Origin of the sequence: Bacteroides zoogleoformans (assembly GCF_002998435.1) — a bacterium.
GTDB lineage: Bacteria > Bacteroidota > Bacteroidia > Bacteroidales > Bacteroidaceae > Bacteroides > Bacteroides zoogleoformans.
Window position 1 is genome coordinate 3296153 of the sequence record NZ_CP027231.1, and the last position, 13773, is coordinate 3309925.

The 13773-nt window shown below is 47.5% G+C and carries 11 protein-coding genes; 6 read left to right on the top strand and 5 right to left on the bottom strand.

Going from position 1 to position 13773, the window contains the following annotated elements; genetic code table 11:
• Nucleotides 1–92: 92 nt before the first annotated feature.
• From leuD to C4H11_RS13795, 5 genes are all read left to right on the top strand, one after another.
• Entirely contained in the window at nucleotides 93–692 is a 600-nt protein-coding gene (leuD, locus tag C4H11_RS13775; protein WP_106043470.1) for a 3-isopropylmalate dehydratase small subunit, read from the top strand.
• Nucleotides 682–2229 carry an alpha-isopropylmalate synthase regulatory domain-containing protein gene (locus C4H11_RS13780; protein WP_106042866.1) on the top strand — a complete coding sequence of 516 codons (1548 nt, stop codon included), beginning with the start codon at nucleotides 682–684 and terminating at the stop codon, nucleotides 2227–2229. The genes leuD and C4H11_RS13780 overlap by 11 nt, the downstream gene beginning before the upstream one ends.
• A gap of 74 nt (nucleotides 2230–2303) precedes the next feature.
• Nucleotides 2304–3365 (top strand): 3-isopropylmalate dehydrogenase, encoded by a 1062-nt coding sequence (gene leuB / locus C4H11_RS13785; protein ID WP_106042868.1) that lies wholly within the window; start codon nucleotides 2304–2306, stop codon nucleotides 3363–3365.
• 90 nt (nucleotides 3366–3455) lie between these two features.
• Nucleotides 3456–4163, top strand: coding sequence for a TIGR02757 family protein (locus tag C4H11_RS13790; protein ID WP_106042870.1), 708 nt, complete (start codon nucleotides 3456–3458; stop codon nucleotides 4161–4163).
• A 432-nt stretch (nucleotides 4164–4595) separates the two neighbouring features.
• Nucleotides 4596–6455, top strand: coding sequence for an SLC13 family permease (locus tag C4H11_RS13795; protein WP_106043472.1), 1860 nt, complete (start codon nucleotides 4596–4598; stop codon nucleotides 6453–6455).
• 138 nt (nucleotides 6456–6593) lie between these two features.
• On the opposite strand, the gene C4H11_RS13800 is transcribed toward C4H11_RS13795, so the two are convergent.
• From C4H11_RS13800 to C4H11_RS13820, 5 genes are all read right to left on the bottom strand, one after another.
• Complete coding sequence (locus C4H11_RS13800) at nucleotides 6594–7925, bottom strand: TolC family protein (protein WP_106042872.1); 1332 nt, start codon at nucleotides 7923–7925, stop codon at nucleotides 6594–6596.
• A gap of 28 nt (nucleotides 7926–7953) precedes the next feature.
• On the bottom strand, nucleotides 7954–9060 hold the full coding sequence (locus tag C4H11_RS13805) for an efflux RND transporter periplasmic adaptor subunit (RefSeq protein WP_106042874.1): 1107 nt from the start codon (nucleotides 9058–9060) through the stop codon (nucleotides 7954–7956).
• A gap of 101 nt (nucleotides 9061–9161) precedes the next feature.
• A complete protein-coding gene (locus tag C4H11_RS13810; RefSeq protein ID WP_106042876.1) occupies nucleotides 9162–10406 on the bottom strand; it encodes an ABC transporter permease in 1245 nt (414 codons plus the stop codon).
• 40 nt (nucleotides 10407–10446) lie between these two features.
• Nucleotides 10447–11700 (bottom strand): ABC transporter permease, encoded by a 1254-nt coding sequence (locus C4H11_RS13815; protein WP_106042878.1) that lies wholly within the window; start codon nucleotides 11698–11700, stop codon nucleotides 10447–10449.
• A 92-nt stretch (nucleotides 11701–11792) separates the two neighbouring features.
• Nucleotides 11793–12509: an ABC transporter ATP-binding protein gene (locus C4H11_RS13820; RefSeq protein WP_106042880.1), complete on the bottom strand. Its 717-nt coding sequence runs from the start codon at nucleotides 12507–12509 to the stop codon at nucleotides 11793–11795.
• Between the two features lie 179 nt (nucleotides 12510–12688).
• On the opposite strand from C4H11_RS13820, the gene C4H11_RS13825 reads away from it, so the two are divergent.
• Nucleotides 12689–13669, top strand: a complete 981-nt coding sequence (locus C4H11_RS13825; RefSeq protein ID WP_106042882.1) for an ROK family protein — start codon at nucleotides 12689–12691, stop codon at nucleotides 13667–13669.
• Nucleotides 13670–13773 lie beyond the last annotated feature (104 nt).

The following is a 13773-nucleotide window of genomic DNA, read 5'->3' on the forward strand; positions in this document are numbered from 1 at the left end:
TTGAAGCCGGACTGTAGATGCGGAAAAGACAGGAAAGTGGAATGGCTGAAACAAATAATACGAATATTGCACTAAAAATCACAGATAAGAAGATGAAACAGAAATTCGATATCATTACCAGTACTTGCGTACCCCTTCCATTAGAGAATGTAGATACAGATCAGATTATCCCGGCACGTTTCCTGAAAGCTACTACCCGTGAGGAGAAATTCTTTGGAGAGAACCTGTTTCGCGATTGGCGTTACCATCCGGATGGCTCTCTGAACAAAGATTTTATTTTGAACAATCCGGCTTACAGCGGGCAGATTCTGGTGGCAGGGAAAAACTTCGGTTCCGGTTCCAGTCGTGAACATGCGGCATGGGCCATTGCCGGTTATGGTTTTCGTGTTGTGGTGTCCAGCTTCTTTGCGGATATTCATAAGAACAACGAATTGAATAATTTCGTGCTTCCGGTGGTGGTGAGCGAATCGTTCTTGAAAGAACTGTTCGATTCCATATTCGCCAATCCTAAAGTGGAGGTCGAAGTGAACCTGCCCGAACAAACCATCACCAATAAGGGCACGGGCAAGAGCGAACATTTTGAAATTAACGCCTATAAGAAACATTGCCTGATGCAAGGATTGGACGACATTGATTTTTTGGTTAAGCATAAAGATAAGATAGAAGCTTGGGAGAATAAAAATGAAGCATAATTATCCGAAAGTAGAAATTATGGACACTACACTCCGTGACGGTGAACAAACCAGCGGAGTTTCTTTTGTGCCTCATGAAAAGCTGATGGTTGCCCGTTTATTGCTGGAGGAGTTGAAGGTGGACAGGGTGGAGGTTGCTTCGGCAAGAGTGTCCGATGGGGAGTTTCAGGCGGTGAAGATGATTTGTGACTGGGCTGCCTGCCACAATTTATTGCCGAGAGTAGAGGTTCTCGGTTTTGTGGATGGACACACTTCGGTGGACTGGATACATGCTGCCGGTTGCCGTGTCATTAATCTGTTGTGCAAAGGCTCGTTGAAACATTGTACTTGTCAATTGAAGAAAAGTCCGGAAGAGCATATTGAGGACATTCTGGCCGTGGTGAAGTATGCCGGCGAACGGAACATGAAAGTCAATGTCTATCTGGAGGATTGGAGCAATGGCATGAAAGAATCTCCGGAATATGTTTTTCTGCTGATGGAAGCATTGATTCAAACCCGTATACAACGCTACATGCTGCCCGATACGTTGGGTATACTGAACCCCCTGCAAGTCATTGAGTTTATGCGAAAGATGGTGAAGCGTTATCCACATGCTCATTTTGACTTTCATGCCCACAACGACTATGATCTTGCCGTGAGCAATGTGTTAGCTGCCGTATTGAGTGGTTGCAAGGGACTGCACACCACCATTAATGGGCTGGGCGAACGTGCCGGAAATGCGCCGCTGGCCAGTGTGCAGGCCATTCTGAAGGACCATTTCAGTGCGGTGACCAACATTGACGAGAGTCGGCTGAATGATGTGAGCCGGGTGGTGGAGTCTTATTCGGGCATTGCTATCCCTGCCAATAAACCTATTGTCGGTGAAAATGTATTTACGCAGGTGGCGGGGGTACATGCTGATGGTGATAACAAAAGCAATCTTTACTTCAATGCTCTGCTGCCCGAACGCTTCGGACGCAAGCGTGAATATGCTTTGGGCAAGAACAGCGGCAAGGCTAATATCCGGAAGAATCTGGAAGACTTGGGTTTGCAATTGGATGAAGAAGCAATGCGTAAGGTCACAGAGCGTATCATTGAGCTGGGCGACAAGAAAGAGTTGGTGACACAGGAAGACTTGCCTTACATTGTTTCGGATGTCTTGAAGCATGGAGTGGTGGAAGAGCGTGTCAGCCTGAAGAGTTATATCGTGAATCTGGCTTATGGATTGAAACCGATGGCTACGCTGAAGATAGAAATCAATGGTAAGGAATACGAGGAGAGCTCCAGCGGAGACGGACAATACGACGCTTTTGTGCGTGCCCTGCGCAAGATATATAAGCTGACGCTGGGGCGTAAATTCCCGATGTTGACAAACTATGCGGTGACCATTCCTCCCGGCGGACGTACCGATGCCTTTGTGCAGACTGTCATCACATGGAGCTTTGAAGATAAAATGTTTCGCACGCGCGGCCTTGATGCCGACCAGACGGAAGCCGCCATCAAAGCAACGGTGAAGATGCTTAATATCATAGAGGGCGAGTATGAAAAGATGGGGTAGGAGCCGGCTGCTGTGTTCACCCCGGAAGCAAGATTTATTATAAGGAATAGAAAACGATTTAGACAGAAGAAATTATGGATTTTAAAATTGCCGTATTGGCCGGTGATGGTATCGGCCCTGAGATTTCTGCCGTAGGTGTGGATGTAATGACTGCCGTGTGCGAGAAGTTCGGACACAAAGTGACTTATGAATATGCTATTTGCGGTGCCGATGCCATAGACAAAGTGGGTGATCCTTTTCCCGAAGCCACCTATGAGGTTTGCAAGCATGCGGATGCTGTACTCTTCTCGGCTGTGGGCGACCCTAAGTTCGACAATGACCCTACGGCAAAAGTGCGTCCCGAACAGGGGTTGCTGGCCATGCGCAAGAGATTGGGATTGTTCGCTAATCTTCGTCCGGTGCAGACTTTCAAGTGCCTGCTTCATAAATCCCCGCTTCGTGCGGAATTGGTAGCCGGGGCGGATTTTCTGTGTATCCGCGAGCTGACAGGCGGCATGTATTTCGGTCAGAAGTATCAGGACAACGACAAGGCGTATGACACGAACATGTACACCCGTCCTGAAATTGAGCGTATTTTGAAGGTAGGGTTTGAGTATGCCATGAAGCGCCGCAAGCACCTTACCGTGGTAGACAAGGCCAACGTGCTGGCTTCTTCCCGGTTGTGGCGACAGATTGCTCAGGAAATGGCTCCCCTTTATCCGGAAGTGACCACCGACTATATGTATGTGGACAATGCCGCCATGCGCATGATTCAGGAACCTAAGTTTTTTGACGTGATGGTAACGGAGAACACTTTTGGCGATATCCTGACGGACGAAGGTTCTTGTATCAGCGGTTCCATGGGGTTGCTCCCTTCCGCCTCTACCGGTGAAAGCACACCGGTGTTCGAACCGATTCATGGTTCTTGGCCGCAAGCCAAAGGGCTGAACATCGCCAATCCGTTGGCGCAGATTCTTTCGGTAGCCATGTTGTTCGAGTACTTTGACCTGAAAGCAGAAGGTGCATTGATTCGTAAGGTTGTCGATGCTTCTCTTGAGGCCACTGTCCGCACTCCGGAGATTCAGGTGGAGGGTGGTGCGAAATATGGCACGAAGGAAGTAGGGGCATGGATTGTCAATGCCATCAATGCTTTCTGATAAAAAAAGTTTTTTCTTTTCGGTTTATCCGATGTTGCCCTAATTGCAATATCTTTGCAATCCGGATGAAGAAGATAATTGTCTTGAACGATGATTGAAGATACTAAAAGACAACTTTTGGGGTGGGCGGAAACGTATCATTGTGCCGGTTTTATCCCGCACGACCCCGTACAGTTTCCACACCGCTACTTGCAGAAGCAGGATATTGAAATCAGTGGTCTGCTGACGGCCATCATGAGTTTCGGAAACCGCAGGCAAATATTGAAGAAAGCCGATGAGATTCATGGGCTGATGGGAGCATCTCCTTACGAGTACGTGTTGGCCCGTCAGTGGGAAGTCGATTTTCTTGCTTCAGATCGGAGGAGTTTTTATCGCATGCTTTCTTACTCGGATTTTCATGCTTATTTCAGGAGGCTGCACAAGGCGTATTCTGCTTTTGAGAGTTTGGAAGATGCGTTGCACGTGTATTCGGGCATTCCGATGGAGAGGTTGTGTGCTTTTCTGGATGTCTCCGCCAAGAGTCCGCAGAAGAAGCTGAACATGTTTTTACGCTGGATGATACGGAAAAATTCCGAAGTGGATTTCGGCATCTGGAAGAGTTTTGATTGCAAGGATTTAATTGTTCCTTTGGATACGCATGTTTGTCGGGTGGCTTGTGCCTTGGGGCTGACCGAGACCGAGACTTTCTCTTTGAAAAATGCCCGTCGCATTACGGCGGCTTTGGCGGAAGTTTTCCCCGGTGACCCTTGCCTCGGCGATTTTGCATTGTTTGGCTATGGAGTAAATCACCCAAAATGACCCTGTCTTGCGAACAAACAGACGCGGGGTTGCAATTCCGGCAAGACGGGACAACAGAATCAGGGTAACTCACTTAGGAGTGTCTATTCTATCAGTAGAACTTCAAAAAAGTGACTATCGGTTCGAGACACGATGCCAAAGAAGTGACTACCAAGATTGTCTATTAACAGAAAAAGCATCTGTCTAAATCAGGGAATATGCTGATAATTACTCCTTTACACTTGTACAAGTGTAAGGCCACGCTTGTGCAAGTGTAAAACGTTGAATTCCTTTGCGTTATAAATGAAGTTCAATGTGCAAAACTCATAAATGTGTAGAGCGGATGGCACATGTTTTGAGGAATAATTGCTCAAATGTGATTTATTCTGTTTAAATTTGCAGTACTCTAAAAAATAGATTTTCCATATCTTTATACCATAAGAGCTTTTGTTTATGCTGATAACTCTGATTATTCTTATTCTTTCGGCTGCTTTCTTTGTGGCTGGTAAAGTCCGTTCGGATATTGTGGCACTTTGTGCGTTGCTGGGACTGTTGATCTTTCAAATCCTTACGCCCGAAGAGGCATTGTCGGGGTTCTCAAACTCGGTGGTTATCATGATGGTGGGCTTGTTTGTTGTGGGGGGAGCCATCTTTCAGACCGGGTTGGCAAAGATGATCAGCTCGCATATACTGAAGCTGGCAGGCAAGAGTGAGTTAAGATTATTTCTGCTGGTTATGCTGGTTACTTCGGGCATCGGGGCTTTTGTCAGCAATACAGGTACTGTGGCTCTGATGCTTCCCATAGTGGTCAGTCTGGCTGTGAGTGCGGAGATGAACCCCGGCAGATTGCTGATGCCTTTGGCCTTTGCAAGTAGCATGGGAGGTATGATGACGCTTATCGGTACTCCCCCGAACCTGGTTATTCAGAATACATTGACCGGAGCCGGATACGAGCCCTTGTCTTTCTTTTCCTTTCTGCCGGTGGGCATTGTATGTGTGGTGGTGGGTACGTTGGTATTGTTGCCTCTCACCAAATGGTTTCTTTCCAAGAAAGGGAAGAAGAGTGACGGCTCGTTGGCTGGCAAATCGCTCAACCAGCTGGTAAAGGAGTACGGATTGTCCAGCAATCTGTTCAGGTTGCGGGTCAACAGCGGATCCCGCTTGATAGGCAAAACGATTATTGAGCTGGATGTGCGTCGCAAGTTTGATTTGAACATCATCGAAGTGCGCAGTGCCGATTCTTCTCAACACCGTTTTCTGAAGACTGTGACCCAGAAACTGGCTTCTCCTGATACATCCTTGAGCTCGGGCGACGTGCTTTACGTCACGGGCGACATTTCCAACGTGAATCGTTTTTCCGAGGAGTTTCTGCTTGAGATGCTCGACGGGCATACTACGGAAGAGGCGGCCAAAGTCGATAAGTCACTTGATTTCTACGACATAGGCATTGCTGAAATAGTCTTGATGCCTTCGTCCAATATTGTGAACCAGACTGTGAAGGATGCGGGATTTCGTGATAAGTTCAATGTGAACGTGTTGGGGATACGGCGTAAGCAAGAATATATCCTGCACGATTTGGGGGTGGAACGTATGCATAGTGGTGACGTGCTGTTGGTGCAGGGCGCATGGCAAGATATTGCCCGTTTAAGCAAGGAAGACTCCGAATGGGTGGTGTTGGGTCAGCCTTTGGCTGAGGCCGCTAAAGTGACTTTAGACTATAAGGCACCGGTAGCGGCCGCTATCATGTTGCTGATGGTTGTAATGATGGTATTCGACTTCATTCCCGTAGCTCCGGTGACTGCCGTGATGATAGCCGGGTTGTTGATGGTACTGACAGGCTGTTTCCGTAATGTGGAGGCTGCCTATAAGACCATAAACTGGGAAACGATTGTGCTTTTCGCTGCCATGCTTCCCATGTCGCTTGCCCTTGAAAAGACGGGTGCTTCGGCATATATATCCAATACGCTGGTGAGTGGATTGGGAAGCTATGGCCCCATTGTGCTGTTGGCAGGCATTTATTTCACTACCTCTTTGATGACCATGTTTATCAGCAATACGGTGACAGCTGTGCTCATGGCGCCTATTGCCCTTCACAGTGCCATTCAGATTGGCGTGAGTCCCGTTCCTTTCCTGTTTGCGGTGACGGTTGCTGCGAGCATGTGTTTTGCTTCTCCATTCTCCACTCCGCCCAATGCTTTGGTCATGCCGGCAGGCCAATACACTTTTATGGACTATATAAAAGTGGGGCTCCCATTGCAGATTATTATGGGGGTGGTGATGGTATTGGTATTACCGCTACTGTTCCCATTCTAAATGCATTCCTATCACCCCAATAGGGAAAAAACGGAAGCTGTTTGGGATTATTGAATAATCTGATTATCATTTAAAATAATGCTATTCGCTTCACTTTTCAGTGATGGTTTTGATGGATTCCATGCGTCGTATTCCTTCTCATTCGATAGCTTTCCCTTTGTAGAAATCCAATATTTTGGTACGGAACAGATAGTCATATTTGGCTTGCAGTTCGTCTGATTGTACTTTCATCAGATTTTGTTTGGCTTCATTGTATTCCACGGCATTGGCTTTCCCGTTTTCATACTTCTCGCTCATCAGCTTGAACGATTCTTCGCCGGCAATGGTAGCTGCATGGCTGCTGCCATACTTGCTTTCTGCCGCTGTCGCATTATACCACGCTTGCTGAATCTCTTTGTAAAGCACTTTTTTGGCATTGTCCAGTTGCAAAGCATAGTTTTCGTGTTCCAAACGTGCTGTGCGCACACGGTTGCGGGTAGCCAGACGATTGAAGATAGGGATGTTGAAGCTGAGCCCCACATATTTGTTGAAGTTGTCGTTCATCTGCTGTTTGAATGTACGGTCTATGGTAGAGTAATAGTTCGTACCGAGGCTGCCGTTCAGACTCAGTTGCGGGTAGTAATTGCTTTGGGCTATGCGTATGCTGTGCTTACTGCCTTCCAGACGGAACTGTGCGGCTTGAATGGAAGCTTTGCTCGCCATGGCTGTCTGAAATATTTCGTCAGGCGGAGTGAGCGGTATCAAATCCGGATTCACGGTTGGAGACTCCAGTCTGAAACCTTCCGGAGTTTCCAGCTCGATAAGTTGGCTTAGGTCGAGCAGTGCCAATTTAGAGCTATTGTCGGTCTGCACCACATTCATCTCATCTTGTGCCACACGTGCCTTGGCTTCGGCCAGTTCGGCAGGAGAGGCTTTGCCCAGTTCTGCCAGCCGACCGATGCGGGCATACTGTTCTTTGCTTAGTTGGGCCTGCCCCAAAGCAATCTGATGCAACTCCTCGTTGAACAACACTTGCAGATAGGCCGAGGCTATGTTGATTGCGATATCTTCTTTGGCCTTGTCCAAATCGGCCATAGCGGCTTTGAGGTTCAGTTTCGCCAGTGCATACCTGTTGGGAATTTCCAAGCCGGTGAAGATGGGAATATTGGTGCTGACAGAGAAGTTGGTACCGTGGCTGCTGGTATTTACGTACACGGTGGAATAATTTCCGGTGTCTTCGTTCTTGATGGCCGTTTGTGTGCGTCCCCAGTTCCAGCTTTGGCCGGCATTGGCATTCAGGTTCGGCAGTCGTGCCCATTTGGCCGTATTTACTTCGACGGCACTTTGTTTGGCGGCATTGGCCGTTTGGCGGATGCCGATGTTATGTTCGATGGCATAGTCTATGCATTGGCGCAAAGTCCACCGTTCTTGCGCTTGCATGGCGACACAACTCAATATCACGAAGGATAAGAATATCTTTTTACGTTTCATATTATATCTGTTGTTAGGCTGTTACGTTTTATTTTTCCTTTTTCTCTGCTCCGCGAATTTTGTCCTTGGCGGTGATTCCACTCTTGATGGCGATTTTGATGCCGTCGCTCATACCCACTTTGATGGGGCGACGTTCAAACTTTTGTGCCGGTATGCTATCCGTCATTACATATACAAACGTACTGTCGCCGCTGAATTCCACTGTGCTTTCTGGCAGGGTCAGTACCTTCTGCGCACGTTCCAACACGATTTCGGCATTAGCCGAATACCCCGAGCGTATCTGCACGCTGTCCGGAGCCGAGATGGCAGCTTTGATTTCAAACTGATTGGCGCCGTTCTGTTCCACGCCTTTCGGGGATATATATTCCAATATAGCACCGAATGAGAGGTTCTGCAAAGCGCCGATGGTAAGTTTCACCGGCATGCCTTCGTGCACACGTCCCACTTCCGTCTCGTCAATGTTGCCGCGGAAAATCAAGTCGTTCATGTTGGCTACGGTAGCTATCGTGGTTCCGTCGTTGAAGGTGTTGCTCATAATAACCGAGTTTCCTACTTTGATGGGTACATCCAAAATCAGTCCGTCAATCGTGGAGCGGATGAGCGTGCTGCTGAAAGAGGCGCTGTTCTTGGTGATGCCTTCCTTCACGATTTCCAGGTTGTCTTTGGCTGTTTGCAACTCCTCGCGTGCCTGCTTTACGGCCATTTCACCTTTTTCGTATTCTTCGGAACTGATAAGTTTGTCCTTGTATAACTTCTGTGTACGGGCAAAATCCGTTTCGGCTTGTGCCGCATTGATTTCTGCCAGCCGCACGCGGCTTTCGGCGGAGTTCAATGTTCCCAATTCCGGAATCACTTTCACTTTGGCTATGACCTCGTTCTTTTTGACGGTCTGCCCGGCCTCCTTATATACCTCCGAAACGATACCGGAGATCTGTGGTTTGATTAGAACCTCGTCTCTCGGTTCTACCTTGCCGGTAGCCACGGTGGTTTTTTCAAGGTCTGTCACTTCCGGAATTACGGTTTCGTAAACCATAACCTTAGGACGGGACTTTTGGTATAGGAATACAAATGTCCAGATAAACAAGGCAGCTACTACTACCAACAATGCGATTTTCAGATACTTTTTAGTTTTCATCTTATTCTTATGTTATTGTTTTATTCTACGATATTGTGATTCTACTGCATCGGGAGTCTTGTTTTTTGTTATATGAGAACCAATCACTCCGTGTAAGGCATTTACTCGTCCCTTATTGCTTCGATGGGCTTGATATTCATGGCTCGATAGGCCGGTGCTATTCCGGCGGTAATTCCTAATACCATTACCATGATGGCAGCACCTATCGCCAATCCGAAACTTACTTGGAAATCGGCCGGCAAATCAGAGGATTCCATGCCCATATTCATCATTTGCAATATAAATACGGAGAACGAGATGCCTGCCATACCGGCAATCAGTGTCAGCACCATGCTTTCGGTCAGAATCTGCTCCATGATGGTACGCGGTGTGGCTCCAATGGCGCGGCGGATACCTATCTCCGTGGTGCGTTCCTTTACGGTCACCATCATGATGTTCGACACGCCGATGACTCCGCTTATCAGCGTGCCCAAACCAATCATCCATATCAGCAGGTTGATGCTCTTGAATAGTGAATCGACCATTGAGAACAGAGCTTCGGCATTTAGAAACTGCATGCACTGTGTGTCGTCCGGATGCAGCAGATGGTATTGCTTGACGATACTTTCTATGTGCGGTTGAACTTCCGTCACTTTATATCCCGGTTTCATGGTGAGGCACATCAGCCCGATGTCACTTCCGATGTTGTAGGCTGCGGCAAAGGTACTGAAAGGAATGGCGATGCTCTCGTCCGCACTGCCGCTTATATGTATGTTGCCGCTTGTATCGTCTGCCATGCCAATCACTTGATAGTAGATTCCGTCTGCTTTTATCAGTTTTCCGCAAGGGTCGATGTCTTTTCCGAATAATTCTTCGCTGACTTTTTTTCCGATGAAGCACACTTTACGTTTCTCCAGAATGTCAATATCGTTGATGAATCGTCCGTATTTTGCCTTTTGCTTCTCTATAAAGTCGTATTCGGGATAAAGCCCTTTGATAACCACACTTTCACTCTTCTTGTCTTGATAGACGGCAGTCGCATCCCATCGGTTCTGTAAGCAGGTTACGATGTCGATACCTTCTATCTGACGCACTCGCTGTATGTCTGTCTGTTCCAGATTCCACCAGCGACCTTTGCGGAATCCTTTGTAGGCTTCTCCGGAGCGTTGCGGCCAGACGAAAGCCGAGTTTTGTGCGAATCCCTCGAAGTTGCTGCTCATCAATGCTTTGAATCCGTTTCCTCCACCCATCAGGGTCACCAGCATGAAAATGCCCCAGAATACGCCGAAAGCAGTCAGTAAACTGCGCGTTTTATTACGCGTGATGGTAAGCAGGATTTCGTTGAATGTATCTAAGTCGAATTTCATAATTTTCCGTATAGTCTATATTTTTTTAGGATGCGGCTTTTTAATCGGCTCTCAGTGCCTCTATCGGGCGGGTCTTTACAGCCTTTAGCGCAGGAAACAGGCCCGCCAGAGTGCCTGCCACAATCAAGGTCATTGTAGCGCGGATAGCAATCCCTAAGTCCACGGTAGGGTTCAGGAACATGGTTTGCTGTTCTATTCCTATATCCATCACGGCTTTTCCTGCCGTCATATTCATATATTCCGTCACTCCTACTCCCGCCACCATTCCTATGTAGCCGAAAAAAGCCGTAATGCCCACACTCTCCACGATGACCAGCTTCAGGATAGACCAAGGACGTGCTCCCAAGGCTTTGCGTATGCCGAACTCTCTTGTCCGTTCCTTTACGGTAATCAGCATGATGTTCGATACGCCGACAATGCCGCTCAACAATGTGAAGAGCCCGATAATCCAGATGGCTGTCCGCATGTAGTCGGCCCCCTTGTTCATCTGCGTCATTTGGGTGAAGCGGTTCCATATCCAGATGGCGCCGTCATCGGTCTTGTCGAAACGCTGGTGAGCGCCGATGGCAGCCCGGTAGTCCGCTTCGAAAGCCTTGTTTTCTTCTTTCGTATTCAGGTCTTTAATACTCATCAGGATATTGTTCAACTTGTCTCCCTTGTTATATACTATCTGCAAGGTACTGAAGGGAACGAATACGTCTTGTCCGCTACTGTTTCCCTTATCCTTATAGACGCCTACCACTTGAAACATCACACCTCCTATATTCAGCATTTTTCCAAGCGGCTTTGCTCCATGTTTGAAAAGAGTTTTCACCGAACGTTGGTTGAGGATGGCTACTTTTCTTTTCTCTTTGATATCCAGTTGATTGATAAACCGCCCTTCGACTACGGTAGGGCGTTCTATCTCCAGGTAGTTGGGATGTACGCCCATCAATCGCTCGTTGACGTACTCGTTGCCATAGCTGATGTTCATGCCACTTTGGTATATCACAGCCCCTGCATTTTCCACGTTCTTCCGCATGTTTCGGGTGATGGCGAGGTCAGCGTTGTTAAGTTGGACTCTTCTTCCCTGACTCAATCCGTCATAGGGTTTGCTGGTCCATCCGGCCCCCACTTTTATCGAATTCATGGCCAATGAAGCCATTTGTTCGTTTTGTGCATTCATCACCCCGTTGCCTGTTCCCAACAGCAGAATAAGAATAAAGATGCCCCATGCCACAGCAAAGCCTGTGAGGGCGGTACGCAGTTTGTTGCGCTTAATGGTTCCGTATATTTCCTGCCAAAGGTCTATCATCTGTTCAATTTATTAGTTCCTTATTTGCAATTTTCTATTTACCTGACAATGCTGCAAACCGCCAGATTGTGGTTGTGTCTTCTGCCTTTCGGTTATTTCATAAATCCGTCTTTTCCGAAGGGCGAGGCGTTATGGTTCAGATTTTCCTCGATGTTTCCTATGACTCCGTCCTTGATATGAATGATTTTGTCTGTCTGATTGGATACGCCGCTTTCGTGAGTCACCACGACGATGGTCATGCCGGCTTTATGCAGGTCTTTCAGAATCTGCATCACTTCAACGGACGTCTTGCTGTCCAGTGCACCGGTAGGTTCATCGGCCAAGATTATCTGCGGTTGGGTGATGAGGGCACGGGCAATGGCCACACGTTGCTTCTGTCCGCCGGACATCTCGTTCGGCATGTGGTGCGCCCACTCTTTCAGTCCCAGACGATCCAGATACTCCATGGCCAGCGCATTGCGTTTGCGGCGGCTCACCCCTTGGTAGAAGAGGGGAAGCGCCACGTTCTCCATGGCATTCTTAAAGGAGATCAGGTTGAATGATTGGAAAATGAAGCCAATCATGCGGTTGCGATATTCGGCGGCTTTCGTCTCACTGAGTTTTTTGATGAGCGTACCATTCAGATAATATTCTCCGGTGTCATAATTGTCGAGAATACCCAATATGTTCAGCAAAGTGGACTTTCCCGAACCGGATGCTCCCATGATGGAAACAAACTCTCCTTTTTCGATGTTAAGATCAATGCCTTTGAGCACATGCAGAGGTGCTCCGTTGTTGTAGGTCTTGTTGATTTCTTTTAGCTGTATCACGACTTCACTGTTTATTGCTTGTTTTGTTTACGCTGTTTTTCATAATTAGACGCAAAGATAGTGTCAAAAGTTGCACTATAAACACACTTTTTTTAGGAAAGATTTTGAAGTGTCATTTTTCTTTGTGTAATTTGTAACCATAAATACATTAACTAACCCTTTAAACAATAAGAAATATCATGAATTCAAACATGGAGAAACCCTATGTAGTGGGTATTGACATTGGCGGTACAAATACGGTCTTTGGCATTGTGGATGCACGTGGGACAATTGTCACAAGTGGTTCTATTAAGACCGCCTCTTTTGAGAAGGTTGACGACTATGTAGATGAAGTATGCAAGAATCTGCTCCCTCTGATTATAGCCAATGGAGGGGTGGAGAAGATAAAGGGAATCGGCATCGGTGCTCCTAATGGCAATTACTACAGTGGTACCATCGAGTTTGCCCCTAATCTTCCCTGGAAGGGTGTAATTCCTTTGGCTGCTATGTTTGAAGAGCGCTTGGGCATCCCCACCGCATTGACCAACGATGCCAATGCGGCCGGTGTAGGCGAAATGACTTACGGTGCGGCACGTGGCATGAAAGATTTCATTATGATTACGCTGGGTACAGGCGTGGGCAGCGGTATTGTCATCAATGGACAGATGGTTTACGGGCACGATGGCTTTGCCGGAGAATTAGGCCATACCATTATCCGTCGCGAAAACGGGCGTCTTTGCGGATGCGGACGGCATGGCTGTCTTGAAACTTATTGCTCGGCCACAGGTGTGGCTCGCTCGGCACGCGAGTTTTTGGCTGCGCGCACGGAACCCAGTTTGTTGCGTTCTATTCCGGCCGAGAACATCACTTCCAAAGATGTGTATGATGCGGCTGTCAAGGGTGATAAGTTGGCTCAGGACATTTTCGAGTTTACCGGTACTATTTTGGGTGAGGCTTTAGCAGATTTCATAGCTTTCTCTAGTCCGGAAGCCATCGTGCTGTTCGGCGGTTTGGCAAAAGCGGGTGATTATATTTTCAAGCCCATCCAGAAGGCTATTGATGCCAATGTGCTGAATATCTACAAAGGCAAAACGAAGTTGCTGGCTTCCGAGTTGAAAGACTCTGACGCAGCAGTGCTGGGTGCCAGTGCATTAGGTTGGGAACTGCGAGAAATCAAATAGTATTCCTCTAAAATTGTAAATTAGCGAAGCGTTGATTGTTAACAATCAACGCTTCGCTAATTTTTCTAAGCACAGAAAGGAGTACATAACTTGTGGATTTACGC

Coding starts and splice junctions, on each gene's coding strand:
- leuD (WP_106043470.1), top strand. CDS start 93: ATGAAACAGAAATTCGATATCATTACCAGTACTTGCGTACCCCTTCCA.
- C4H11_RS13780 (WP_106042866.1), top strand. CDS start 682: ATGAAGCATAATTATCCGAAAGTAGAAATTATGGACACTACACTCCGT.
- leuB (WP_106042868.1), top strand. CDS start 2,304: ATGGATTTTAAAATTGCCGTATTGGCCGGTGATGGTATCGGCCCTGAG.
- C4H11_RS13790 (WP_106042870.1), top strand. CDS start 3,456: ATGATTGAAGATACTAAAAGACAACTTTTGGGGTGGGCGGAAACGTAT.
- C4H11_RS13795 (WP_106043472.1), top strand. CDS start 4,596: ATGCTGATAACTCTGATTATTCTTATTCTTTCGGCTGCTTTCTTTGTG.
- C4H11_RS13800 (WP_106042872.1), bottom strand. CDS start 7,925: ATGAAACGTAAAAAGATATTCTTATCCTTCGTGATATTGAGTTGTGTC.
- C4H11_RS13805 (WP_106042874.1), bottom strand. CDS start 9,060: ATGAAAACTAAAAAGTATCTGAAAATCGCATTGTTGGTAGTAGTAGCT.
- C4H11_RS13810 (WP_106042876.1), bottom strand. CDS start 10,406: ATGAAATTCGACTTAGATACATTCAACGAAATCCTGCTTACCATCACG.
- C4H11_RS13815 (WP_106042878.1), bottom strand. CDS start 11,700: ATGATAGACCTTTGGCAGGAAATATACGGAACCATTAAGCGCAACAAA.
- C4H11_RS13825 (WP_106042882.1), top strand. CDS start 12,689: ATGAATTCAAACATGGAGAAACCCTATGTAGTGGGTATTGACATTGGC.